Origin of the sequence: Yoonia sp. (assembly GCF_017854415.1) — a bacterium.
GTDB lineage: Bacteria > Pseudomonadota > Alphaproteobacteria > Rhodobacterales > Rhodobacteraceae > Yoonia.
Genome location: NZ_JAFMHR010000027.1, coordinates 1 through 25497, shown reverse-complemented (window position 1 = coordinate 25497; position 25497 = coordinate 1). Strand labels below are relative to the sequence as shown.

Below are 25497 nucleotides of genomic sequence, written 5' to 3'. Positions count from 1 at the left end.
TTTAGGGCAAGGTGGTGTTCATCATCTTGCCCTTTAAACTCCCGCCGGAGGCAAGAATTACTCTAGTCCCGGCTCGTCCAACAAATGCCTGCCTTGGCGGTCTTCGACTTCAATCACCCATAGGTCTGCATCAAAACTGCATTGCTTAGTGACTGAGGCATCGACGGACGCCTCTTCGCCCTCTGCCAAGACCATCCATTTGCGATCACCTGTCATCAAATCAAAACTGCGCTGATAGCAACACGCCATGCCATCCAGCGTATTCATCTTTACTAAGACAGCGCCAGCTGTGCTATCGCCGCGCTTGACGACAAACGCAGGTATTTCGACAAGGCGAAGCCGCGTAAGATAGGCAGAGACCCAGACATCAGCGGTCAGTCTCATTGTTGGCTAGACGTTGCCGTCTTTGAAATCGAGACCCATTTCCGAATAGCGCTCGGATTCTTCAAGCCAGTTTGGCCGCACCTTCACCTTAAGGAAAAGATGCACGCGCCGGCCTAAGAATTCTTCCAGTTCAAGCCGCGATGCTTTGCTAACGGATTTAACCGTTTCGCCGCCCTTGCCAAGTACGATACCTTTGTGACCATCACGCGCGACATAAATAAGCTGGTCGATGCGGGCCGATCCATCGGGGCGTTCTTCCCAGTTTTCAGTCTCTACGGTCAGTTCATATGGTAATTCCTGGTGCAAACGCAGGGTCAGTTTTTCGCGGGTCATCTCGGCGGCGATCATGCGCATTGGCAGATCGGCGATCTGATCTTCGGGGTACAAATAGGGGCTTTCGGGGACTTGCGTCACAAGCCAATCACGCAGGTTGTCACACCCATGCCCGCGCTCGGCCGAAATCATGAACGTCTCTGCAAATGGATAGGCTTCGTTCATCTCTTTGGTTAGCACTAGCAAGGTTTCAGACTTGACCTTGTCGATCTTGTTGATCGCCAAAGCGACGGGAGATTTCCCCGCCCGCTCAGTCAGTGTTTCCAAAATAGCTTTGACGCCTTCGGACATACCGCGATGGGCCTCGATCATCAAAACGACGACATCCGCATCAGCGGCCCCACCCCAAGCAGCAGCGACCATCGCGCGGTCCAACCTGCGACGTGGCTTGAACAGCCCAGGCGTGTCGATAAAAATCAGCTGCGCGTTTTCAGCCATCGCAACGCCGCGGATCCGCGCGCGCGTCGTTTGCACCTTATGCGTCACAATAGAGACCTTCGCCCCCACCATCTGGTTCAACAGTGTCGACTTGCCCGCATTGGGTTCACCGATCAGGGCCACAAAGCCCGCTTTGGTTTTAACATCAGTCATGTGTCGACTTTCTTCAAAAGGGCTGTTGCGGCGGCTTGTTCTGCGTGGCGTTTGGAACCGGCGGTTGCTTTTTCGGTTAGGCCAGAGGCGAGGCGCACTTCAATAGTAAATATAGGCTGGTGGTCAGGGCCAGTGCGGGCTGTCTCAACGTATTGCGGGGGCACTTCGCCGCGCGCCTGTGCCCATTCTTGCAAGGCCGTTTTCGCATCACGCGCATCATCTGCCACATTGCTGATCCGTTCACCCCACAGCCGCAGGATAGCGGCACGTGCTGCATCAAATCCACCGTCTTGGTAAATCGCGGCTATCACGGCTTCCATCGCATCGGCGAGCAATGCTTCTTTGCGCCGCCCGCCTGATTTCATCTCAGAGCGACCCAATTTGAGAACAGCGCCCAGATCAATCTCCCGCGCCACATCTGCGCAGGTTTCGCGGCGAACAAGTGCATTATAGCGTGGCGCCAACAGTCCTTCGGGGGCGTTGGGGTCAGCCGTCAAAAGTGCTTCTGCCATCACAAGGCCAAGTACGCGGTCGCCCAGAAACTCAAGGCGCTGATTGTCGTCGCGATGCGGACTCATCATCGAGGAGTGGGTCACAGCCCTTATCAAGGTCTCGGGCTTGGTGAATTCATGCCCAAGCCTGCCTGAAAAGGCTACAAGTTCCGCTGAGAGCTTCAATCGAGTGCCTTAAAGTAGCGGTCAGACCGCCACGTCCAGAATGCAAACATTGAACTGCCCGAAGACGAGAACATCACGCGGTCCGCGCGACCAACGATGTCTTTGCGTTCTACAAATCCAACGCCACGAGCGGCTTGCGCAAAGCGGCTGTCAGTGGAGTTATCACGGTTGTCACCCATGAAGAAGAATTGGCCTTCTGGAACAGTGAAGACGCCGGTATTGTCCGATGGGCGGTTCCCAATATTCAAGATTGAATGGCTCACGCCGTTTGGCAGTGTTTCAGTGAACCGCGACTTAGTGCATTCTGCCCCAAAACCAACAGCCCCGTTTTCGCATTGTGGGCGGATGCCAAGTGGACCTTGCGGTTCCATAATTTCGGTAAACGTACCTGCTGTTTCGACCTGCACCGGCACATCGTTGATATAGAGCAAGCTATCGACCATCTGGATGCGGTCGCCAGGCAAGCCGATCAAGCGTTTGATAAAATCGCGGCCATCAACGGGGTGGCGGAAAACAACGATGTCTCCGCGTTCAGGGTCCGAGCCGAACAAACGATCATTGCTGTCTTCTGCGAATCCACAAAAGTCGTCGGCGCCCAGATCAATACCGACCTGTGGGATGCGGATCGAAGGGCAAGATGCATACGAATAGCCATAAGCCATTTTGTTCACGAACAGGAAATCGCCAATCAGCAGCGTATCTTTCATCGAACCTGACGGAATCCAAAATGGCTGAAAGAACAAGGTCCGGAAAATGCCAGCAATGAGCAACGCCCAGAACACTGTTTTCAGTGTCTCAACTAGCCAGGCGATAAACCCAGTATTTTCGGCCATTTCTTTATCCTTCGTGCGGTTTGAGGGTACATGCGCGTGTGCGCCTGCCCTGTCAAGCGATGGGGCGGGCCTCAATCACCACAAAGGCCTGTGCCCAAGGGTGATCGTCGGTCAAAGTCACGTGAATGATGGCTTCGTGACCGTCTGGTGTCATCTCGTCCAGCCGCGTTTTTGCCCAGCCGGTGACGGCCATCACGGGCTGTCCGCTGCGCAAATTGGATACGGCCATGTCTTTCCATGCAATCCCCATCCGCAATCCAGTGCCCAGCGCCTTTGAACACGCCTCTTTTGCGGCCCAGCGTTTGGCATAAGTACCAGCTACGTCAGCACGGCGTTCCGCTTTTTGTTGTTCGATGTCGGTAAAAACCCGATTGCGAAAGCGGTCACCGAAACGATCAAGCGTGCCCGCGATACGTTCGATATTCGCAAGATCAGTACCGATGCCTAAGATCATGAATTGCGGGCCACATCCATCACGCGGCGCATCTCGGAAATGGCAGGCCCAAGACCCCTGAAAATCGCCTCGCCAATAAGAAAATGACCAATGTTCAACTCAATCACTTGCGGCAGGGCTGCGATAGACGGCGCGCAGTCATAGGTCAAACCGTGGCCTGCATGTACCTCAAGACCCAAATCATGGGCGAAAGCAGCCATATCGGTCAGCTTGCGCAGCTCTGCGTCGCGGACATCAAAACGGCCTTCGGCGTGGGCATCGCAATAGGCACCTGTGTGCAATTCGATCACCTCGGCGCCGATCCGGTTTGCAGCTTCGATTTGGCGTTGATCGGCTGCGATAAAGATCGAGACGCGGCTACCTGCCTCACGCAGTGGGGCGATGAAATGGGCCAGCGCGTTTTCTTCGCGGGCCACTTCCAAACCGCCCTCGGTGGTGCGTTCTTCGCGCTTTTCCGGGACGATACAGACAGCATGGGGTTTATGACGCAGCGCGATCGCCTGCATTTCGGGTGTCGCTGCCATCTCAAAATTCAGCGGACCTTTGAGTGCAGCCATCAACCCTTCGATATCAGCGTCAGAGATATGGCGGCGGTCTTCGCGCAGGTGCGCAGTAATGCCATCAGCGCCGGCTTCTTCAGCTGCAATAGCAGCACGCACTGGATCAGGCAGCGCACCGCCACGCGCGTTGCGCACCGTAGCAACGTGGTCGATATTTACACCAAGGCGCAGTTTGCTGGTCATCGGCTTTCCTTTTTCGTGCACTTGCCTGTAGGGTCACAGGCCATTGCTATCCACAGGGGACTTCTTTTTGTTCAACTGGTCAAGCTTCGCCCGCAGCACCTTTTTGCGCCGCATCTGATAGGCGCGGATCAGCGGCACAGCGAGGTAGTAAGAAACGGTCGCCGTGACCAACCCAGGAAGTAGGCCCCCGACAAGGTATGGAAAGAACACATCATCATAAAAGACCTGCATACCGCGCCAGTTGATCCGCTCTGACGTGAAAATGGCAAAGAGATTATGCCATACATCATAGCTGGCATCTGCGAATTTTTCGCCCAATCCGGCAACTTTGGCCTGTGGCACATCAAGCAACCATGACCCCAACGTGATCGACACCCAGCCAATCGGTGGAAACGTGACAGGATTGCCAAAAAACGTTGCCATAAGAGCCGCAAAGATATTGCCGCGCAGTAGGCGCGCAATGATAGCACCAAAGACAAAGTGCAGGCCAAACAGCGGCGTAAAGCAAATGAACACTCCGGCCCAGATGCCGCGGCTGATCTTTTCTGGCGTGTCAGGCAAGCGGCGGACACGGTGCTTGACGTAGTTGAATGCACGCGCCCAGCCACCACGCGGATAGAAAAAATCAAGCACGATCCGTCCGATCGCCCTTCTATCCCTGCGCTTGAACACCAACGGTTGTCATCCTTCTCTACGGGGCATGCCCGTGCCCAGAACGGCAAGTCCGGGATCTCTGTGTCTTGTGATCGACGACACGTTACTTTCAGCCTCAAGTGCGGTCTGCACGCGGTGCAGATGTTCCGCATCACGCAAGTCCACATGTATCATCAATCGGAAATAATCAGGCTTGCGATCAATGAATTCCAGATCAGAGATATTGGCGTTCTGTTCACCGATCAATGTGCAAATTCGTCCCAGTACGCCAGCATCATTGGCAATAGTGGCGTCGAAAGTGACCGTGTTCACGGGCCTGTGTGTTCCCTCTTGCCATTGAAGGTCGATCCAACGCTCTGGTTGTTCCTCGTAATCGGCCAACGCCTCGCAATCGATGGCGTGAACCACAACGCCGTGGCCGCGAAAAGTAATGCCAACGATACGTTCGCCCGGCACAGGCTGACAGCATGCACCGCGTTGCTGCACATGTTCGGGGTTCAGACCGACAACAGCACGGGCCTGTTCAATTTCATCCCCGTCTTGGGGTTCCAGCTCTGGGTAGATCGCACTGACAACGGTGCGCCCCGTGATTTCAGCGCTGCCCAAACGTGCCAACAATTCATCAACGCCATCAATAGCGAGGGCCTTGGCGGCGGTGCGCAGCGCCTTATCCGTCGATTTCTTGCCGACATTCTCAAAGGCGACGCGGGCGAGTTCACGACCCAATCGCACGAACCGTTCGCGATCTTCTTCGCGCAAAGACCGCCTGATTGCTGTTTTTGCACGCCCTGTAACGGCGATATCAATCCACGTCGCTTGCGGGGTTTGGCCCTCGGCGGTGATGATTTCGACCGATTGACCGTTCTTCAGACGCGTCCATAACGGCACCCGCAACCCGTCAACCTTGGCCCCGACGCAAGCCGATCCAATCCGTGTGTGAATAGAGAAGGCAAAATCGATTGGCGTCGCACCGCGCGGCAGTTTGATCACCTCGCCCTTGGGCGTAAAGCAGAACACTTGGTCCTGATACATCTCTAGCTTGACCGCCTCGAGGAATTCATCGTGGTCTTGATCTTCGTCCAGCCGTTCGGTCAGTGATGCAATCCAATGCACCGGATCAACGGCAAAGCGGTTTTCAACGCGTTCGCCATTCTTATAGGACCAATGTGCTGCTACACCTGTTTCGGCGACTTCGTGCATTTCACGGGTTCGGATTTGTACCTCGACCCGTTTGCCATCACGGCCCGACACGGTTGTGTGAATAGAGCGGTAGCCGTTCGATTTTGGCTGACTGATGTAGTCTTTGAACCGCCCCGGCACGGCGCGCCAGCGTTGATGAATAGCGCCAAGAACACGGTAGCAGTCTGCTTCGGTCGCGACGACAATGCGAAAGCCGTAGATGTCAGACAGGCGGCTAAAGCCCTGTTCCTTTTCCTGCATCTTGCGCCAAATCGAATACGGCTTCTTGGCGCGCCCCATGACTTCGGCGGTGATACTGGCCTTTTCCATCTCGATCCGCATATCGGCAGTAATTTTTTGCAGCACATCACCTGTTTCGCGCTGCAACGTGATGAAACGGCGGATGATTGAATTGCGGCCCTCTGGATTAAGAACGCGAAACGATAAATCCTCAAGCTCTTCGCGCATCCATTGCATACCCATACGGCCTGCCAATGGGGCGAAAATTTCCATTGTTTCGCGGGCTTTCTGGGCCTGCTTGTCAGGGCGCATCGACTTGATCGTGCGCATATTGTGCAAACGGTCTGCCAGCTTTACCAATGTCACCCGCAAATCCCGCGAGGTCGCCATGAATAGCTTGCGAAAGTTTTCGGCCTGTTTGGTCTGCGATGAATTCAACTGCAGGTTCGTCAGCTTTGTAACACCATCTACAAGCTCTGCGATCTCGTGCGTAAAACGTTTTTCAACAACCGCATAAGAGGCCTTGGTATCCTCGATCGTGTCATGCAGCAGGGCCGTGACGATCGTGGCGTCATCCATCTGCTGTTCTGCCAAGATGTTGGCAACAGCAACGGGGTGGGTGAAATAAGGCTCTCCGGAATGGCGAAACTGGCCTTCGTGCATTTCAGCGCCGTAGGCATATGCATCGCGCAACAGCGCCTGATTTGAATTGGGGTTATAGGTGCGGACCAGTGCGATCAGATCGTCGGCTGTCGTCATCTGGTCCTGCGCCTATCGGTTCAAGGGCGGAAATCCGGCCCTAGCGCTGCCCTTGCGCATCCATCAACGCGCGCAGCAATTTCTCTTCTGACATGTCGTCGTCGGCGGGCTTGTCAGGTTCAGCGCCCATAAGCAGGGACATGCTGTCTTCTTCTGGCTCGTCAACTTCGATCTGTGTCTGGTTCGCTTCGATCATACGCTCACGCAGATCATCGGCAAGCTGTGTTTCGTCAGCAATTTCACGCAGCGACACAACAGGGTTCTTGTCGTTGTCACGCGACACTGTAACAGGCGAGCCTGCGGATATTTCACGTGCACGGTGTGCGGCAAGCATCACCAGTTCGAACCGGTTAGGAACTTTATCGACGCAATCTTCTACGGTGACGCGGGCCATGACGTACTCCAGTGGGTCAAGAGGGACTTCGGAAGACGCCTATTTAGAGGCTTCATCCGGAATTGACAAGGGCCTGAGACGGGCCAAGATGCCTAAAATAGAAAGGGCGTTTCAAGCAGTGATCGGAACCACGCTAGCGCGGTCTTTCGCAGGCAACGCCGCACATAAATCACGGGTAGTTTGCCCGATGACCGGATGCATCCAGTCGGGCGCCACATCAACCATTGGCACCAAAACAAAGCTGCGATCCTGCAGGCGTGGGTGCGGCAAAACCAGCGTCTTGGGGGCCTGTCTGGTTTGAGCGTCCAGCGGCAGATTACGCCATTCGTCAAACGTCTGGTGGTCAGGAAGCACCTGCGCGCCCATTGCAATCAGGTCCAAATCCAGCGTGCGCTGCCCCCAACGCGTCGTGCGGGTCCGACCTGCTGCGGCCTCGATCCGGTGCAATGCAGCAAGCAGATCGCGGGGCGCAAGGTCAGTATCAAAGGCCATAACCGCATTAACAAAAGCAGGTCCAGACCCTGCCGGAAAGGCAGGTGTTGCATAAAGCATGCTGTAAACTGGTGCCGAAATCGCCAATTCTGACACGCGCTGCATGGCTTTTTGGACAGTTTCCTTAGCGTCACCCCAGACAGAATCTTCATTGCTACCAAGGGCAATCAGCGTCTTTTGGCTCATATCTTGCATAAACAGCCCTTGCCTCGGTCTTTTCTTACATTACATATTCGGAATTCTTGCTGGACATAAAACACACTCGGGACGAGACGGCCACGCAAGATGTTTTTGGAAGGACACTTAATGTTTTATCGAGACGAGCGCTTGGCGCTCTTTATCGATGGATCAAACCTGTATGCGGCTGCAAAGTCACTCGGGTTTGACATCGACTACAAATTATTGCGCCAAGAATTTATGCGGCGCGGCAAAATGCTGCGGGCGTTTTATTATACTGCCTTGCTCGAGAATGACGAATATTCACCGATCAGGCCCCTCGTGGACTGGCTGAACTATAATGGCTTCACGATGGTTACCAAACCGGCCAAAGAATACACCGACAGCATGGGCCGAAAAAAGGTCAAAGGTAACATGGACATCGAACTTGCCGTCGATGCGATGGAACTTGCTCCGCATATCGATCACGCGGTGATTTTTTCAGGTGATGGCGATTTCCGCCCATTGGTCGAATCGCTGCAACGCAAAGGCGTACGGGTTTCCGTTGTTTCAACGATTCGCAGTCAGCCACCGATGATCGCGGATGAATTGCGCCGTCAGGTCGACAACTTTATCGAGCTTGACGAACTGCGTGATGTCATTGGCCGCCCGACCCGCGAACCACGCGAACAAGACGCTGCCCAAGATACGCAAGAAGACGCGTAATCAATTCTTGCGGACGGGGTGCAGCGATGTGCCTCGTCCACAGCACCCCATCGACGCTGGACCTGCCCGCATCAATTGCTTACCTCTGGTACCGTAGCCGGAGCATGACATGACAAAACCACCCCTCACCCTTTATCTTGCCGCCCCGCGCGGGTTTTGCGCGGGTGTTGACCGCGCCATTAAGATCGTCGAGATGGCGCTCGATAAATGGGGCGCGCCCGTCTATGTGCGCCACGAAATCGTGCACAACAAATTCGTGGTCGATGCGCTGCGCGACAAAGGTGCTGTTTTCGTCGAAGAACTTGACGAATGTCCCGATGATCGCCCTGTAATCTTTTCCGCGCACGGCGTGCCCAAAGCGGTCCCTGCCGCCGCCGCCAAGCGCGAGATGATCTATGTTGACGCCACCTGCCCGCTCGTCAGCAAAGTCCACATCGAAGCCCAGCGCCATTCTGACAACGGTCTGCAGATGATTATGATCGGGCATGAAGGCCACCCCGAAACCGTGGGCACTATGGGGCAGTTGCCAGAAGGCGAGGTTCTATTGGTCGAAACAGTTGCTGACGTCGGGAAAGTCGATGTGCGCGACCCAGCCAAACTAGCATTCGTTACCCAAACCACGCTTTCGGTCGATGACACTGCCGATATTGTAGCCGCCCTTTACGACCGTTTCCCCCAGATCGTTGGACCCCATAAAGAAGACATCTGTTACGCCACCACCAACCGCCAAGAGGCTGTTAAAGCAATGGCCCCCAAATGCGACGCGATGCTGGTCGTGGGTGCGCCCAACTCGTCCAACTCCAAACGGTTGGTCGAGGTTGGCGCGCGCGCCGGATGCAAATACGCGCAGCTTGTGCAACGGGCGACTGATATCGACTGGCGCGCGCTGGAAGGGATCACCTCAATGGGAATCACCGCGGGGGCATCCGCGCCAGAGGTATTGATTGCCGAAGTCATCGATGCGTTCAAAGACCGTTATGACACGACAGTGGAAATGGTTGTGACCGCCGAAGAAAACGTAGAATTCAAAGTGCCACGCGTCCTGAGGGAACCCGCATAATGATCAGCGTGCAATTCATGATTACCGCGATTGTCGTCTGCGCGGCCCCCGGCACTGGTGTGATCTACACACTGGCGCTTGGGCTTGGCCAAGGACGACGCGCAGCGGTTGCAGCGGCGGTTGGTTGTACGATCGGGATTGTTCCCCACTTGGCAGCGGCAACACTGGGACTGGCCGCGTTACTGCACACCAGCGCGGTGCTATTCCAAGTCGTGAAATTCGCGGGCGTCGCCTATCTTTTGTATCTCGCGTGGAAGGCGCTGAAATCTGACGGCGCATTATCCATTCGTCCCGATGCAAAGCCGCAACCGGCCTTTAAGATCGCACGATGTGGCGCACTCATTAACATCCTTAATCCAAAACTTTCGATCTTTTTTCTGGCCCTACTGCCGCCATTCCTAAGCGGCAATCCAGCGACCGCCACTACAGAGATGATCTTGTTAGGCAGTATCTTTATGGCACTGACCTTCGTGATCTTCGTCCTTTATGGCGTGTTCGCAGCATTCGCACGGACGTGGTTGCTGCAAAGCAAAACCGTGATGAAATGGCTAAACAGATCGTTCGCAGGTATCTTTGCGGCCCTTGGCCTGCGACTGGCATTTGAAAAAGCATGAACCAGATTCCAAAATCCGCCCTGATACTCGGGCTCGCGGGCTTGATCCCATTCATTTGGGGGGCAGTCACTGTCATGGTCCCGTCATTGGCAACGTGGGGGCAATCCACACTGGGCGGGCGGTTCATCGGGCCATTCGTGCAGTTATTTTACGGGGCAATCATCCTATCATTCATGTCAGGCGTGCTGTGGGGGTTTGCGACCAAGGCTAACGGCCGAATGGCAACGGCAAGCTATGTGCTTTCGGTCATTCCAGCACTTTGGGCATTCTTTATGACGGGCGGTGGGCCAACTGCGGCTGCGGTGAACTTGATCGTCGGGTTTTTGGGATTGCTGCTGCTTGATTGGCATTTCTGGCGGCTTGGACTGGCACCATCTTGGTGGATGCATCTGCGCGGCTTGCTGACCGCAATCGTGATCCTTTCATTCTTGCCGTTGGTGTTCTGATGGCCGACGCAAAGACCATCGCCATCTATGACAGCAAAGCGGCAGACTATGCGGCGTCTTTCACGTCCAACACGCCCGATAAGACCCTCCAAGCCTTTGTGGATCTCTTGCCCAAAGGCGCACGTGTTTTGGACCTTGGCTGTGGACCCGGAACCGCTTCGGCGCACATGCGCGACGCAGGGTTGGACCCCGACCCAATGGACGCATCGCAAGGGATGATCGCCCTTGCCCGCGAACGCTATGACTTGCCAGTGCGCCTTGGGACCTTTGACGACATCAGCGGCAATGCGATTTATGACGGCATCTGGGCCAACTTTAGCTTGCTACACGCTGCACGCACGGACCTGCCGCGATATCTCAAAGCACTTGCGACTGCGACCAAACCCGATGGAATAATCCATGTCGGGATGAAAACCGGCGACGGCACAAAACGAGATGCGATGGACCGGCTTTATACCTTTGTCACGGTTCCCGAACTACGAGGTCTGTTGGAAGATACAGGCTTTGCAGTGACCCACATCAAAGAAGGGGCAGAGCGCGGCATGGCCGGAACCATCGACCCTTTTGTCATCATGCAGGGACGCAAAAATGCCTAAACTAACAGCCTATACAGACGGGGCCTGTTCGGGGAATCCGGGTCCGGGCGGCTGGGGCGCGCTTTTGATCGCGCGCGATGGCGACAAGGTGCTAAAAACCCGCGAACTATGTGGCGGTGCGGCTGATACAACCAACAACCGTATGGAATTGCTGGCGGCGATTACAGCGCTTGAAACACTGGAACGAGATACGGCCGTCACGATCATCACCGATAGCGTTTATGTCAAAGACGGCATCACCAAATGGATTCATGGCTGGAAGGCACGCGGTTGGAAAACCGCTGCTAAAAAGCCCGTTAAAAACGAAGACCTTTGGCGCAGGTTAGATGCGGCAAATGCACGCCACAACGTCACATGGGAATGGGTCAAAGGCCACGCTGGGCATCCTGAAAATGAGAAAGCAGATGAACTCGCGCGTGCAGGCATGGAGCCTTACAAACCATGAATGACCCGCTCGTTCTTTTGCCCGGCATGATGTGCGACGCGCGGTTATTCGGCCCGCAAATCAATGCATTTTCACACGAGCGTGCTGTCATGGTTGCACCTTTGGGCGATCACGACACAGTCGCCGCATTAGCATCCGACATTTTGAAAAACGCCCCGCCGACATTCGCCCTTGCGGGCCTCTCAATGGGGGGTATCGTGGCGATGGAGGTCTTTCGCCAAGCCCCCGAACGCATCACACGGCTGGCGCTGTTGGACACGAACCCAAAGGCCGAAGCCGACAAGATCGCCCAACTGCGCGAACCACAAATCGCAAAGGTCATCGCGGGTCAACTTAGGTCCGTAATGCGCGATGAGATGAAGCCGAACTACCTGACCGATGGACCCAATATGGGGCAAATCCTTGATCTGTGTATGGCGATGGCTGATACGCTGGGGCCTGAGGTTTTTGTGCGTCAATCGCGCGCTTTGCAAACCCGCCCTGACCAGCAAGACGTTTTGCGCAACGTAAAGGTGCCCACACTGATCCTATGCGGCGAAGAAGACAGTCTTTGCCCACCGCACCGGCATGAATTGATGCACAAACTGATCCCGCATTCGACGCTGCGCGTGATCCAAAATGCCGGTCACCTACCGACACTTGAGCAACCCGACCCAACAAACGAGGCAATGGCAAAATGGCTGAACCAGTAATCCCCGCCGACCTTCTCGATCTGCTGCAAAAGGTCGACACACCCACTGTCTGCAATGCGATCGAAGTGGCTCAAGGCAAGCGCGGTTTCGATGCTTTTACCAAAGGCACGATGCAATGCTCTGCCCCCGGGCAATCCATGGTTGGCTTCGCGCGCACCGCCAAGATAGCAGGCCGCGAGGCCCCAACCGAAGCGCCCGATGTGATCCGCGCACGACGCTTGAATTACTTCCGCAATATGGCAGGTGGGCCGCGCCCCGCCATCGCCGTGCTCGAAGACGTCGATTACCCGCATTGCGTCAGCGCGTGGTGGGGCGAAGTCCACACGAACGTACACAAAGGCCTTGGCCTGAACGGCGCGCTCACCAACGGGGTGATGCGTGATCTGGACGATCTGGCCGAAGGGTTTCCAGTTGTAGCAGGATCAATTGGCCCCAGCCATGCATTCGTGCACGTGCGCGAACTCGGCACACAAGTGAACGTGATGGGAATGACCGTGAACCAAGGTGATTTGGTGCATGCAGACCGCCACGGCGGTTTGGTTATCCCGCCCGCGGTGATACCACATCTGAAGGAAGCCATTGAAAAGATGTTCGCGGGCGAGCAAATTATTCTTGGCCCAGCCCATCAGCCGGACTTTGATTTGGACAAACTGCTCGATGCTTGGGCTGCGTTCGAAAAGGCGCGAACCTAGCCGACCTTCAAAACAATCTTTCCGATGTGCGCACTACTTTCCATGCGGGCATGGGCTGCGGCGGCGTCGGCAAGCGCAAATTCCTGATCCATGACAGGCTTGATCTTGCCAGCAGATATCAGCGGCCACACCTGCGCGCGTAGTGCTTCTGCAATCTGTGCTTTTGCAAAGTCGGATTGCGGTCGCAGCGTCGATCCAGTCACAGTCAAACGGCGCGTCATCAACTGGACAAGGTTCAATTCCACCTTTGGCCCTTGCAGAAATGCAATTTGCACCAATATCCCATCGTCCGCCAGTGATTTCAGATTGCGCTGGATATACGGGCCTCCGACCATATCAAGGATAAGATCTGCCCCACCAAGCACTTGCATTTTTTCAACAAAATCGTCTTCGCGATAGTTGAACGCGGCCTCGGCACCAAGATCCTCGCAGGCCGCGCATTTTTCCGCTGATCCGGCGGTCGCAAAGACCCGCGCGCCAAAGGCTTTGGCCAATTGGATCGCAGTCGTACCAATCCCAGAACTGCCACCATGCACCAAGAACCGCTGCCCTGCTTGCAGCCTGCCGCGCATGAAGACATTGGACCACACGGTAAAGAATGTCTCGGGCAAGCAAGCAGCTTGCTGAAGACTGAGCCCGCGAGGAACAGGCAAACAGTGCGCTGCAGGTGTGGCGACATATTCCGCATACCCGCCTCCGGGCAGCAAGGCGCACACCTGATCACCAACCTTCAACGAAGACACGCCGGCACCGCAAGCCACCACTTCGCCCGATGCCTCAAGCCCCGGTAAATCGCTGGCCCCTTTGGGCGGACTATAAAGTCCCGCACGTTGCAGCGCATCAGGACGGTTCACACCCGCATAAGCAACTTTAATAACCACTTGATCATTGGCAGGATGCGGCATTGGACGCTTGGTCAGCTGCAACACATCTGGCCCGCCATGTTTTGAAATCTCGATTGCTTGCATCGGCTGCGCCTCTAGTTAGGATCTCGCCACATACCTGGCAAATCGACATCTGGCACTTTTGGCGGCGCTTTGACAGAGGCAGTCATACGCCCAAGCGTATCCGCAAAGGGCTTGAACAACGGGTTCGCCTTTGCCTGCGCTTTGAGTTTCTCAAACTGCATTACGTTATCGATGCGGCGATCAACAAAGGCATCAGTGGCCTGCATATCTAAACTATCATCACCCAACCAAAACAAGACAACTGAACTATAAACACCCGACAGCGTCAGCCGCTTTGTATACCAATTCACATCACGCGACGCATCACCCAATGCGTTCCAAATCGCATCAGCCGTGCCCCAAATCAGCTTCGCACCATCGGGCGCCATATGTGGCAAAGCAAACAGTGCAGTGCCGCGGCGCACTGCTTCTTTGTCATCCACGGCACGGATACGCAGACGAACTGCATGCGCGACTTTATCGCGAAAACGCATGCCTGACAGATCGGCCTCTGCAAGTGTTGCAATCATTGCCGCATCGCCCCGCCTATGAAAAGCAATCGCAAGATCGACTGCGCCGCGCGGGCACAGTGTCTTTGCGTGAGAAGGGTTCGCGCCTGTTTCTTTGATCGCGGCGGCAAAGGCAGTGGGCGACCAGCCATCAAAGGCGACATGCGGCAATGCGGCATCCAATAACTGATCCAACAGCGGGTCGATTGGGGCGTTTAACATACGTATCTCCTTGGTCAGCATTGACTCGACAAACTAGACCACCTTTGCTAAATGACCACTTCCTGCAATTTTTGCAAATCCAACTTAGAGAGGTGGTGAAAACCACATGCAGGTTAGTGTTCGTGATAACAACGTTGATCAAGCGTTGCGTGCTCTGAAAAAGAAGCTCCAGCGTGAGGGCGTTTTTCGTGAAATGAAGCTTAAGCAGCATTTCGAAAAGCCGTCCGTGCGTAAAGCGCGTGAGAAAGCAGAAGCTATCCGTCGTCAGCGCAAGCTGGCACGTAAAAAGCTTCAGCGTGAAGGTATGCTCTAAGCAACCCTTCCAACGTTAAGATAATTTCCCCCGTCTGACATCTCAGGCGGGGGTTTTTCTTTGTGCTTTGCCAATCAAATTACGCTTCGCAAATCAAAAACTCTTTTGGCTTGTGCAGCAGCATAACCTACGCAGCATAGTCTGCCCGCCGGACTTGGGCATCATCTACCTCAAGCTTAAAGTCTTGAATTAAGCCTGCCAATTGTTGCGATCGCAACGCGATTTCATGCGAAGAGGACTTCGTATCATCGGCCATTGCCATGTTGCGGCCAGCCAGTTCATTGATCGCGTTCACAGCTTTTGAAAGGCTACGCAAACTCAAGATCTGGGACTTGGAACCCGCAGCCACGCGTGCCAGGACGTCATCCACAAGCATGATGCCTTCGGAGATATCATCCAACGCCGCACCTGTTTGATCGACCAAATCACCGCCCGCTTTCACGTGACTGCCGCTTTCGTCCACCAACGCCTTAATATCCATAGCAGCCTGGCTTGCCCGCTGGGCAAGTGCGCGGACTTCTGATGCAACAACGGCAAAACCCAATCCAGCAGATCCCGCGCGGGCAGCCTCTACGCCTGCGTTCAGTGCCAACAAGTTTGTCTGAAAAGATATATCCTCAATCATGGAAATAATCGCGCCAATCTGTTCTGAGGACGCGCGAATACGGTCCATTGCTGCGACCGCCTCGCGCATTACAACTGCCGAAGCCGTCGCCTGTTCGCGCGCATTACCTGCAAGCGAAGATGCTGAAACGATCTCTTGTCCGAAAACTTCGACCTCTGACGACAGATCATTCACCCGCGATGCGGTGTCGCGGATGGTTTCCACTTGCTCATTCGTACGAGACGCAAGGTCAAGCGCCGACCTATTCATGCCTGACGCCGCCTGATCCAGATCAGCAACTGTCGTCGCGATCGCCTTTAGTACGTCGCGAAGCTGGGCTGACGCAGAATTAAAGTCCTCTCTGATTTGATCGTACCCGCCATCGATCTCTTGATCAAAGTGGCAACTCAGATCAGAGCGCGCCAACGCGGCAAGCCCTTCTGTCACCAGCGCGACCACTTGGCCATGTTTTGCGTTCAGATCGGCCTCATCCGAGGTCTTCATGTCGTCGGCTTCACGTCGCAAAGCAACTGTTTCTTGCTTGAAGTGATAGATTGCGCGCGCCATTTTGCTGATTTCATCATTGCGATTGATGCTAGGAACGAATTTATCAAAATCCCCCTTTGCGAACCCGTCAACGACGTTAGTCAACACCTTGATCCGGTGGATCATCCATTCAAAACTGCCGATGGCCATAAGGCCGATGGCAAGGATAGAAATCGCACCGAAAAGCGTCGTGTATTTCAAAGCGGCCATGCTTTCCGACTCTACCGACGTGGCAAACTGCCCGATCTCAATCGTTAATTGGTTCTCGGCATCTCGTAGTTTATCAATCCATCCCGTCGAAATTTGAAACCATTGCGCGGGACTTAGCGAACCGTAGTCGTTGGTCGCGGCACCACGTACAATGGCCTCACGTGCGGTCTGCAACGCCGCAAATTCGGGTGTGTCATAAAGTGCATCACTTAGGTGCGTGCCGTTCAACCGCTTCGCGGTTTCGCTAATTAACGCTTGCTGCGCGCCTGCGTGCTGCAAGTATATCTGATAGATTGACGTCGAAAACCCTGCGCTGAGCCCTGTCGATCCCATTGCACGTTCCAGTCCTGCCCGTTCCTTTGCTGCCGCCAAAAGTGCGCGGGTTGATTGCAAAGCAGAAAGTTGTTGGCTGCTACTTTCAAAACCCAACGGGTAAGCCACGAGCAGTAGGTCATCGACAATGCGCGTATAGAAACCCGCAACACCCGGCACGTCTACACCCAGGTTTTTGACGTTCGAGCGAAACCTATCCAACTGGGCAAGCGCGGCAGCAGCGCGCCTGAATTCCACCGTACGACCAGCGGCAAGCACCTGTATTTGCTCTAGAACAGGCGGAACGAAACGGTCCGTTTCAGTACGCTGCTGCACAAGATTACGCGCGAAATTCGCACCGGCCGAGGCGACAAAACCAGCAGAATAGCCCCGTTCCTTTTGCAGCTCGTGTATCAGATCATTGATTACACTTTGTTCAGCCGCACGCGCAACGGAACTTGACGCAACTGCCAATCGGTCCTGTTCTGCGGTGATCGTTTGCGCGGCAAAATACGTTGCCAATGCCAAAAGAGGAAGAATGATCGTGATCATTACAATACGTAGTTTCATGCCCGAACCTGTCAGTTGATAAGTTCAGACAACACTCGCACCAAATCACTAAGACTTATTGAACGCCCACAATTAATGCCTCTCGGGAACCAGAATCTCGCGTTTTCCCACATGGTTTGCCGCGCTCACGACGCCTTCATCTTCCATCTGCTCAACAAGTTTAGCCGCCTTATTATAGCCAATCGCCAGCTTGCGTTGGATGTAGGACGTCGAACATTTGCGGTCCTTGATCACAATAGCAACGGCGGTGTCATAAAGCGCATTTTCACTGTCGGATCCATCACCCAGACCCAACACCAGATCAATGCTGCTTTCCGCGTCATCAGACGGTCCTTCAACTACGCCGGACATATACTCAGGCGGGCCGAACCCCTTGAGATGGTTGACGATTTCTTCGACCTCTTCGTCGCTCACAAACGGGCCATGCACGCGCATGATCTTGGAACCACCGGCCATATAAAGCATGTCACCCATGCCCAAGAGCTGCTCTGCGCCCATTTCACCAAGGATCGTGCGGCTGTCGATTTTAGAGGTCACTTGGAACGAGATCCGCGTCGGAAAGTTCGCCTTGATCGTACCAGTGATGACGTCGACCGACGGACGCTGCGTTGCCATGATCAGGTGAATACCTGACGCACGGGCCATCTGCGCAAGGCGCTGAATGCAGGCTTCGATCTCTTTGCCAGCGACCATCATCAGGTCCGCCATTTCGTCAACGATAACGACAATATATGGCAAAACCTCTGGCTGGAATTCTTCGGTCTCAAAGATCGGATCACCGGTTTCTTCGTCAAAACCGGTTTGAACTGTACGGCTGAACATCTCGTTCTTGCCCAGTGCGTCTTTGACACGACCGTTAAAGCCATCGATGTTGCGGACTCCCATTTTAGACATCTTGCGATAGCGTTCTTCCATCTCGCCGACGACCCATTTGAGGGCAACAACCGCCTTCTTCGGATCAGTCACAACAGGGGACAACAGATGCGGAATGCCGTCATATACGCTGAGTTCCAGCATTTTTGGATCAATCATGATCATCCGGCACTCTTCTGGCGTCAACTTGTACAGTAGTGACAGGATCATCGTGTTGATCGCCACAGATTTACCTGAACCGGTCGTACCCGCGATCAGCAAATGTGGCATCTTGGCAAGGTTCGCAATGATCGGCTCTCCGCCAATATCCTTGCCCAATGCAAGCGGCAGCTTTTGATTGCCATCACCGAAATCACGGTGCGACAGGATCTCGCGCAAAACAACTTTTTCGCGGTGCTCGTTGGGCAATTCGATGCCAATGACCGACCGACCCGGCACAGTAGACACGCGCGCGGACAGTGCAGACATCGAACGCGCGATATCATCGGACAGGCCAATAACGCGGGACGCTTTCAATCCGGGCGCAGGCTCAAGCTCGTACATCGTAACAACTGGGCCGGGGCGGACCGACACGATGTCGCCCTTGACGCCATAGTCATCCAAAACGCTTTCCAGCATGCGCGCGTTTTCCTCAAGCGCTTCGTCGCTCAGGTGATGCCGCTGGATTTCAACAGGGCTAGTCAGAAGGCTAAGCGGAGGATGCTCGTAACCGGCGTATTTTTCGTCAAACTTCAGCGCGGGCTGTGCCTCTGCCTTGGCTTGGGTCGATGGCTGTGCCGCACGTTTGACCGGATGCTGGACAACGCTGCGCGGTTCTGGCGCGGGGACTGGCGGTGTCGGGGTTGGCACGTACACTTTCGGGATCGGCGTATGCGGCGCGGCCATGCGAGGTGCCTCAGCTGGTGCTGCGACTGGAACTTCGATTAACTCTTCATCCATAGATGTGTCTTCTTCCAATGGCGAAAACACCAATGGCTTTGGCCCGCGACCCGCGGTCAATGAAGGTTCAATCCGGACACCCGTCGGCGATGGCGGAACCGAGCGGTTCTTAATTGCATCAGCAATCCGCGCGCTGACACGATCGGTACTTCCTTCCAGCGGGATACGCATTTCGGGCAGATCATGCGTTACCAATTCCGGCTCTGGCATGGTGTCATTACGTTTCAGCAATCCTGAAAGAAAACCGGTCTGCGGTGCCTCTGGTGCAGGCATTTTGCGGGTCGGGGCAGCGAGCGGGGCGCTGCGCAAAGGCGGTGCGGGGGGCAACACTGAACTGGTCAATGGTGGCTCTTCCGATGGCCTTGCAGGGTTTGAACGTACAACAGCAGCAGCACGTGCGCGGTGCGCGTCAACAGGAGGCACAGTGAATGGGTCAAGCAATTCAGGCGCTTCAACACGCGCGGCGCGCACCTCGACCATCTGCGCACGGCGCGATTGGATCGTTGTGTTCACACCTTGGGCAGCTTGCGCAGACAAAGACGCGCTTTTGCCAAGCAGCCTTAACAAACCACTGTAAAGCATCACTGTTCCCAGCAACGCGAAACGACCCGCAACCTTCAATTCAGGTCGCGTAAAGCCCAGCGCAAACGCCAGCAGCGCCAACAGTCCAAGACCGGACAACAAGGACAATAGCTTGACGCCAAAGACCGCGCCGAACGGCACAATCGTCAAAATCACACCCAGCACGGTATCACCAAACAATCCGCCAAGACCAAAGTTAGCAGGCCAATCTGCAGTCGGCGCAAGCGTCGCGGCGTGAACAGAGGCCACAACAATCGCCACAGGCGCAAAAATCAGACGACCCATTGCGCGTTCCTGACCGTTGTGCATCACAAACCGCGCGCCCCACGCCAGCAGAACAGCTGGCACGACCCAAATGCCAAGGCCCACAATCATCATCAATGGCGCCGCAAGTGACGCTCCAAAATGACCCAGCCAGTTTTGCACAGGCGCGTCAGTCGCGGAAATCCAGCTTGGATCAGTTGGCGCGTAGCTGCCCACCATCACGGCAATCAAAAGCCCCGCAAAGATCAGCCCAAGGCCTAAAAGCTCTTTGGTGCGTTTTTCAATCGCTGCCTGTGTTGTGCTGTCCAAAAGCGGGTCGCGCCGCCGGGATTGGTAAGATGCCATACTATTCTTCCTCAAACATACAAACAGTCGCGGATCAGGGTCAGACCGCGCTGCATTTCTTGTGTTGGGGCCACCATGGCGACCCGAATGTAATTTTTACCGGGGTTTAGCCCGTTCGCGTCTTGGCTCAGATAAGCACCGGGCAGAACCCGCACGCCTGTATCTTGCCAAAGCTTCACTGCCGCCTGTTCGCCATCTGCGGTTGGCAGCCATAAAAAGAACCCCGCCTGCGGGGATTGGTAACCATCGATATGGCCCAAAATATCGTCAGCAATCGTATATTTGTGCTGATACAACGCGCGATTTTCCTGCACATGCGCGTCATCCGCCCAAGCTGCGGCGGCAACAGCCTGCAGTGGACCGGGCAATGGCGCGCCAGCAAAGGCGCGCAAAAGGCGGATGCGGGCAATAGATTGTGGACCACCAGCGCAAAAACCGGACCGAAGACCAGGTAGGTTTGATCGTTTGGATAGCGATTGAAAAATCACCACACGCTCTGGGTCAGCGCCCATGTCTTTCGCGATTTGCAGTGCACCGGGGGGCGGCGTATCGCGGTAAATCTCGGAATAACACTCATCAGCGAAGACTATGAAATCATGCTTTTCAGCCAAAGTGATCAGATCACGCCAATAGGCTGTATCGGCGACGGCACCTTGGGGATTGGCAGGCGAACAGATGTAGGCAATCGCCGTCCGGTTCAGAATATCATCAGAAAGCGCATGGAAATCCGGCAGATGCCCCGATGCTAAGGTCGCAGGCACATAAACCGGTTCAGCCCCAACAGACAACGCGGCGACCGCATAGACCTGATAGAACGGGTTCGGTGTCAGGATTACCGGTTGCCCATGCTTTTCCTCGCGGCATAACGCCATCGCGGCGTTGTATAGCCCCTCGCGGGTGCCATTCAGCGTCAGGATTTGCGCAGGCGGAATATCAAGATCATAGCGACGTTTCAGAAAACCACTAATCGCCTCCAAGAGCGGTTCTGTTCCGTTGTTGTCGGGGTATTTACCGAAACCGGCAAGGTTGTCCGCAATGATATCGCCCACGAACGCCGGGAACGCGTGGCGCGGTTCGCCAATCGTCATGTTGATCGTCTCGGCGCCTTGGGTCGGCACGTCTAGAAGCGCACGCAAGCGTGGCCACGTCGCTGCCGGAAGGTCCGAAAACCGCTCGGGAAATACCATAACTGCCTCAATTCGCGGGATCATTTCGCCCCGCTTTTTTCCAAACTACCCCGCCAATGGGCATTCTGTCCAGAACAAGAGGCGAACTGCGTCCGCTTTTGTGGCTTTTCGGTCAGCGCGTTACGAAAGAGCACCCTCTGCCGCTGCACAAAGGCGCAGCAAAGCAGCCTCTGTTCCGCGTTGCCCATTAAACATGATCCCGCAAGACGGCACACCTGTCGGCAACGTCATTGAACAGACGTCCATCAAATTCGCGACCCGCGTATTTCGCAAAGCTAACAAGTTCTCAGACTTGTAATAATCATCATCAGTCAACAGACGCGCGGCATTTGGCGGTAAAATCGCAGCTGTCGGCATGATCACGGCATCGAATTGCGCAGTCTCTGCGGCGTATTGCTTGCGAATATCACGCAGCGTGTTCCAGCCAGCGCAATAATCAGCACCGCCAACGGTTTTTCCACCCCGCACACGGTCCAAAATCTGCGGGAACATCTTTTCGGGGTTGGCTTCAACCAGATCGCGCCACCAGCCATAGCTGTCGGCAGCATAAAGATTGCCCGCAACATTGAACGCGTCAAACAGTTGCGAAAAATAGCGATGCTCAACGACCGCGCCTGCGGCCTTCAACTGCTCTACCGCGCTATCAAATGCGGCACGCGGCGCATCGCGCACGTCATCCGGCACGATGGTATCAAGGACCATCAGGCGGACACCTTCAAGGCTACTGCCGGCTAAATCAGCAGGTTTGCCACCCTCCAAAGCAGCCAGCAAAAGGTTCGCATCCTCAACGGAGCGGCACAGTGGGCCGATAGTATCAAACGTCAAACACAGTGGAACTGTGCCCTCTAACGACAATCGTCCATGCGTGGTCTTTAACCCGACCAGATCATTCCAAGCGGACGGAATACGCACCGAACCACCCGTATCAGACCCGATTGCGGCCGCAGCCAACCCAAACGCGACCGAAGCCCCTGCCCCGGAAGAAGACCCGCCCGGAACCGCATCAGGATCATTCACACATGGCGAAGTCGCGGTAATCGGGTTCAAACCCAGCCCCGAAAACGCGATTTCGGACATGTGCGTCTTGCCCAAACACACCAATCCGGCAGAGGTCGCGGCCTGCAACACCTCTGCATCAGCGTCTGGCACGCGACCCTTCATCAAGGCGGTCCCTGCTTCGGTCGCCGTGCCTGCAGTGTCGAATAAATCCTTCCACGAAATCGGCACGCCATCCAACGGACCGCGGCGCATGCCGGACTTGGCGCGCTCTGACGCGGCCTTAGCCTCTGCCCGCGCACGATCATGGGTGACGCGGGCATAAATGCGGTCGCGGTGTTCATGGGCATCAATGGCGTCCAGATAAACGTCCGTCAGGGTCACCGGATCAATGTCACCAGCCCCAATCGCGCGGCCCAAATCTGCCGCTGTCATCCATAGCCAATCTTGCATGCGATACTCCTTAGGTTTGGCGAACGGTAGCGGCCAAGCGGCGCATGGACAATCCCGCTTGGGGCGGCATATTGCAGGATATGGATAATGATTTGATCATCGTAGGTGGCGGGTTGAACGGACCCGCCTTGGCGCTGGCCGCAGCACAGGCCGGTTTTCGCGTAACCATCATCGACAGCTTGGCGATTGATACGCGCAAAGACCCTGATTTTGACGGGCGCAGCTATGCGCTGGCGCTTGCGTCAATGCGCCTTCTGCGCGGCATCGGGGTCTGGGATACGATCAGCGATCGCGCCCAACCAATGCTTGAGATCAAGGTCACCGATGGCCGGATCGGCGAAGGACCCAGCCCTTGGATGATGCATTTCGACCATGCGGAAATCGAAGAAGGCCCAATGGGCTATATGGTCGAAGATCGTCACCTGCGCCGCGCGTTTCTGGACGCAATGGCCGCAGAAGACCGGATCACACAACTGGCAAAGGAAACAGTCGTCGCACAATCTACCGATGCAGGCGGTGTGTCAGTGACTTTGGCGTCGGGTAAGGTGGTCTATGGCCACCTTTTGATCGGATCAGACGGGCGCAAAAGCGGCACCGCGACACGCGCTGGGATCAAACGCACCGGTTGGGGTTACGGTCAAACCGCAGTTGTCTGCGCCGTTGCCCATGAAAAACCGCACGGCGGCACCGCACATCAGTTCTTTATGCCCGCTGGCCCTCTGGCAATCCTGCCGTTGACCAAAAACCGCAGCTCGATTGTCTGGAGCGAAACAGACACCCGCGCAGCAGAGCTTATCGCAATGAACGACGCAGATTTCCTTGACGCATTGCGGCCCGCATTCGGCAGCTTCTTAGGGCAAATCAGCCTAACAGGCGCGCGGTTCAACTATCCACTGGGACTGACACTGGCGAATAGTTTCGTCGCTGACCGCATGGCCTTGATCGGCGATGCCGCTCACGGCGTGCATCCGATTGCGGGGCAAGGCCTGAACGCGGGCCTGCGCGATGTGGCAGCATTGGCCGACGTGCTGGAAACAGCGCGCGCACGCGGCGAAGACATCGGCGGCGCGCAAGCACTGGCGCGCTATCAAGAATGGCGGCGCTTTGACACGGCAACGCTGGCACTGGCCACAGATACATTCAACAGACTGTTTTCAAACGATAACCCGCTGGTTCGCGCAGCACGTGACCTTGGCATGGGTGTTGTCAACGCAGCACCAAGCCTGCGGCGCGGATTTATGCGGCGCGCAGCAGGTCTAACGGGCGATTTGCCAAGGCTTATGCGCGGGTAGCCATCCGTCAGTTGCGCTATCTCGAAGTGTTTTTAGAGATAGTTAATGGCGGCTTCCCACCGGTTCTGTGGAAAAAACAACGTGTTGCGGGCGCCAAAAGTAGTGTCGGATTGAGAGCGCGAGCGCTTTTCTTATCTGGCTTTGCCCGTTTGCTGCAGTGCAGGAAAAATCTTGGCTAGTTTGCAGAGATCTTAGGCGGTTACGGCGAGGAGGGATTCGTCATTTGCGCCGCGTGGGCCGCGCAATCGCAATCGTCCCAACCTAAGGATGCGTTTGAGATGGGCAAGCTTGGCAGGTGTGTTTTAGCGCCTGATACTTTGCGACGCCTTTGCCGCGTGGCCCACGATTTGGGTCAGAATAGTTGCGGCGGAGCTGCTTGAGCGGTTCGTCTTCCGGACAGATGAACTGGTTGTTCTCAGCGTCCCATTCAAAGCCGGCGCGAGACCAAGTACCGTCGGTACGATCCGCTTTATCCAGAATAGGAATGTGGGGATTGATGTTGCGATCTACGAGCTATCCCAGCATCGGCCCTGATCCTTAGGCGCTGTCTGCAATCAATCGCTCAGGATCAATATCATGCAGACCTTTGATCCGATCCAGCATCGTGCGCACCGAACCGACTTCAACTTGTCTGATCGACCGCGCGCACTCAACGTCCACGGTGACGCTATGATCGGTATCGATCAGTTAGTTGGTGGAATAGGCCAAGAATGCAGAGCCTTTGCGCGCAGCTGTCCACTGGCTTTCAGGATCAGGATGGGACGTGAACTTGGGTTCAACCTCCAATGCTGCACCGGATGCCGCATCGTCTAATACATTCAGATATTCCGTCACAGCGCGCGGCGCATCATTGGGATCGATAGCACTGTTATCCCAATCTTATTTCGGCGTGGAGCTCTGCTTGTTCGCATCATCCTCGATCAAACTGGCGTCTGTCGCAAGGCGTTGCCCACTGACCAAGCCGTCCTAAATGCATCGCGCTACAGTCTTCTCGAACAGATGCTGCAACAGTTTGCTCTCACGGAACCGCCCGTGCCTGTTCTTCGAAAAGGTCGAATAGTTTAGCACTGGATCGGACAAATCTAGGCGACAGAACCAGCGATAGAAAAGGTTCAAAGGGACCTCTTCGCACAGACGGCGTTCTGACCTGATACCGAAGCAAAGGCCAACCAA

General features: G+C 55.3%; 27 protein-coding genes and 1 pseudogene. 11 read left to right on the top strand and 17 right to left on the bottom strand.

The annotated features are described in order from the left end of the window. Positions 1-57 precede the first annotated feature (57 nt). The 10 genes from QZ197_RS05090 to folK form a co-directional block, all read right to left on the bottom strand. Entirely contained in the window at positions 58-384 is a 327-nt protein-coding gene (locus tag QZ197_RS05090; protein WP_272146614.1) for a DUF1491 family protein, read from the bottom strand. Between the two features lie 6 nt (positions 385-390). Beyond that, entirely contained in the window at positions 391-1308 is a 918-nt protein-coding gene (gene era, locus QZ197_RS05085) for a GTPase Era (protein ID WP_272146613.1), read from the bottom strand. Next, positions 1305-1985 carry a ribonuclease III gene (rnc, locus tag QZ197_RS05080; RefSeq protein WP_272146612.1) on the bottom strand — a complete coding sequence of 227 codons (681 nt, stop codon included), beginning with the start codon at positions 1983-1985 and terminating at the stop codon, positions 1305-1307. Before rnc ends, era begins: the two co-directional genes overlap by 4 nt. Further along, positions 1982-2818, bottom strand: a complete 837-nt coding sequence (lepB, locus tag QZ197_RS05075) for a signal peptidase I (RefSeq protein ID WP_296430714.1) — start codon at positions 2816-2818, stop codon at positions 1982-1984. Before lepB ends, rnc begins: the two co-directional genes overlap by 4 nt. A 52-nt stretch (positions 2819-2870) precedes the next feature. After that, positions 2871-3272, bottom strand: coding sequence for a holo-ACP synthase (gene acpS, locus QZ197_RS05070; protein WP_272146569.1), 402 nt, complete (start codon positions 3270-3272; stop codon positions 2871-2873). Continuing rightward, positions 3269-4015, bottom strand: a complete 747-nt coding sequence (locus QZ197_RS05065; RefSeq protein ID WP_272146568.1) for a pyridoxine 5'-phosphate synthase — start codon at positions 4013-4015, stop codon at positions 3269-3271. Before QZ197_RS05065 ends, acpS begins: the two co-directional genes overlap by 4 nt. Positions 4016-4048: 33 nt before the next feature. Further along, positions 4049-4648, bottom strand: a complete 600-nt coding sequence (locus QZ197_RS05060) for a DUF2062 domain-containing protein (protein ID WP_363157883.1) — start codon at positions 4646-4648, stop codon at positions 4049-4051. Positions 4649-4696: 48 nt separating this feature from the next. Then, complete coding sequence (locus tag QZ197_RS05055; protein ID WP_296430710.1) at positions 4697-6847, bottom strand: bifunctional (p)ppGpp synthetase/guanosine-3',5'-bis(diphosphate) 3'-pyrophosphohydrolase; 2151 nt, start codon at positions 6845-6847, stop codon at positions 4697-4699. A gap of 40 nt (positions 6848-6887) precedes the next feature. Beyond that, positions 6888-7241, bottom strand: coding sequence for a DNA-directed RNA polymerase subunit omega (gene rpoZ / locus QZ197_RS05050; protein WP_296430708.1), 354 nt, complete (start codon positions 7239-7241; stop codon positions 6888-6890). 111 nt (positions 7242-7352) lie between these two features. Continuing rightward, entirely contained in the window at positions 7353-7928 is a 576-nt protein-coding gene (gene folK / locus QZ197_RS05045) for a 2-amino-4-hydroxy-6-hydroxymethyldihydropteridine diphosphokinase (protein WP_296430706.1), read from the bottom strand. 111 nt (positions 7929-8039) lie between these two features. Between folK and QZ197_RS05040 the strand changes: the two genes are divergently transcribed. The 8 genes from QZ197_RS05040 (at position 8040) to QZ197_RS05005 (ending at position 13160) form a co-directional block, all read left to right on the top strand. After that, positions 8040-8615 (top strand): NYN domain-containing protein, encoded by a 576-nt coding sequence (locus QZ197_RS05040; protein WP_296430704.1) that lies wholly within the window; start codon positions 8040-8042, stop codon positions 8613-8615. Between the two features lie 109 nt (positions 8616-8724). Continuing rightward, positions 8725-9675, top strand: coding sequence for a 4-hydroxy-3-methylbut-2-enyl diphosphate reductase (gene ispH, locus QZ197_RS05035; protein WP_296430702.1), 951 nt, complete (start codon positions 8725-8727; stop codon positions 9673-9675). Further along, the gene (locus QZ197_RS05030) at positions 9675-10289 is read left to right on the top strand and encodes a LysE family translocator (protein ID WP_296430700.1); all 615 of its coding nucleotides are present in this window, start codon (positions 9675-9677) and stop codon (positions 10287-10289) included. The genes ispH and QZ197_RS05030 overlap by 1 nt, the downstream gene beginning before the upstream one ends. Further along, entirely contained in the window at positions 10286-10735 is a 450-nt protein-coding gene (locus QZ197_RS05025; protein ID WP_296430698.1) for a DUF3429 domain-containing protein, read from the top strand. The genes QZ197_RS05030 and QZ197_RS05025 overlap by 4 nt, the downstream gene beginning before the upstream one ends. After that, positions 10735-11331, top strand: a complete 597-nt coding sequence (locus tag QZ197_RS05020) for a class I SAM-dependent methyltransferase (protein ID WP_296430696.1) — start codon at positions 10735-10737, stop codon at positions 11329-11331. Before QZ197_RS05025 ends, QZ197_RS05020 begins: the two co-directional genes overlap by 1 nt. Beyond that, positions 11324-11776: a ribonuclease HI gene (gene rnhA / locus QZ197_RS05015; protein ID WP_296430694.1), complete on the top strand. Its 453-nt coding sequence runs from the start codon at positions 11324-11326 to the stop codon at positions 11774-11776. The genes QZ197_RS05020 and rnhA overlap by 8 nt, the downstream gene beginning before the upstream one ends. Beyond that, a complete protein-coding gene (locus tag QZ197_RS05010) occupies positions 11773-12468 on the top strand; it encodes an alpha/beta hydrolase (protein ID WP_296430692.1) in 696 nt (231 codons plus the stop codon). The genes rnhA and QZ197_RS05010 overlap by 4 nt, the downstream gene beginning before the upstream one ends. Next, positions 12453-13160, top strand: coding sequence for an RraA family protein (locus tag QZ197_RS05005; protein WP_296430689.1), 708 nt, complete (start codon positions 12453-12455; stop codon positions 13158-13160). The genes QZ197_RS05010 and QZ197_RS05005 overlap by 16 nt, the downstream gene beginning before the upstream one ends. Here QZ197_RS05005 and QZ197_RS05000 read toward each other — a convergent pair. After that, positions 13157-14128 carry an NAD(P)H-quinone oxidoreductase gene (locus tag QZ197_RS05000; RefSeq protein WP_296430688.1) on the bottom strand — a complete coding sequence of 324 codons (972 nt, stop codon included), beginning with the start codon at positions 14126-14128 and terminating at the stop codon, positions 13157-13159. The genes QZ197_RS05005 and QZ197_RS05000 overlap by 4 nt on opposite strands. Before the next feature lie 11 nt (positions 14129-14139). After that, entirely contained in the window at positions 14140-14838 is a 699-nt protein-coding gene (locus QZ197_RS04995) for a COQ9 family protein (protein ID WP_296430686.1), read from the bottom strand. 106 nt (positions 14839-14944) lie between these two features. Between QZ197_RS04995 and rpsU the strand changes: the two genes are divergently transcribed. Further along, on the top strand, positions 14945-15151 hold the full coding sequence (rpsU, locus tag QZ197_RS04990; RefSeq protein WP_100367708.1) for a 30S ribosomal protein S21: 207 nt from the start codon (positions 14945-14947) through the stop codon (positions 15149-15151). A 127-nt stretch (positions 15152-15278) separates the two neighbouring features. On the opposite strand, the gene QZ197_RS04985 is transcribed toward rpsU, so the two are convergent. From QZ197_RS04985 to QZ197_RS04970, 4 genes are all read right to left on the bottom strand, one after another. Then, a complete protein-coding gene (locus tag QZ197_RS04985) occupies positions 15279-17393 on the bottom strand; it encodes a methyl-accepting chemotaxis protein (RefSeq protein ID WP_296430684.1) in 2115 nt (704 codons plus the stop codon). A gap of 72 nt (positions 17394-17465) precedes the next feature. Next, on the bottom strand, positions 17466-20396 hold the full coding sequence (locus QZ197_RS04980; RefSeq protein WP_296430682.1) for a DNA translocase FtsK: 2931 nt from the start codon (positions 20394-20396) through the stop codon (positions 17466-17468). 11 nt (positions 20397-20407) lie between these two features. Further along, positions 20408-21583: an aminotransferase class I/II-fold pyridoxal phosphate-dependent enzyme gene (locus tag QZ197_RS04975; protein WP_296430718.1), complete on the bottom strand. Its 1176-nt coding sequence runs from the start codon at positions 21581-21583 to the stop codon at positions 20408-20410. 120 nt (positions 21584-21703) lie between these two features. After that, positions 21704-23032 carry an amidase family protein gene (locus QZ197_RS04970; protein ID WP_296430680.1) on the bottom strand — a complete coding sequence of 443 codons (1329 nt, stop codon included), beginning with the start codon at positions 23030-23032 and terminating at the stop codon, positions 21704-21706. 44 nt (positions 23033-23076) lie between these two features. On the opposite strand from QZ197_RS04970, the gene QZ197_RS04965 reads away from it, so the two are divergent. Together QZ197_RS04965 and QZ197_RS04960 are read left to right on the top strand one after the other, a co-directional pair. After that, complete coding sequence (locus QZ197_RS04965) at positions 23077-24324, top strand: UbiH/UbiF/VisC/COQ6 family ubiquinone biosynthesis hydroxylase (protein ID WP_296430678.1); 1248 nt, start codon at positions 23077-23079, stop codon at positions 24322-24324. Positions 24325-24335: 11 nt separating this feature from the next. Next, positions 24336-24503, top strand: coding sequence for a hypothetical protein (locus QZ197_RS04960; RefSeq protein ID WP_296430674.1), 168 nt, complete (start codon positions 24336-24338; stop codon positions 24501-24503). Between the two features lie 12 nt (positions 24504-24515). On the opposite strand, the pseudogene QZ197_RS04955 reads toward QZ197_RS04960, so the two are convergent. Continuing rightward, positions 24516-25497, bottom strand: a pseudogene (locus tag QZ197_RS04955) (transposase); the annotation flags it as partial.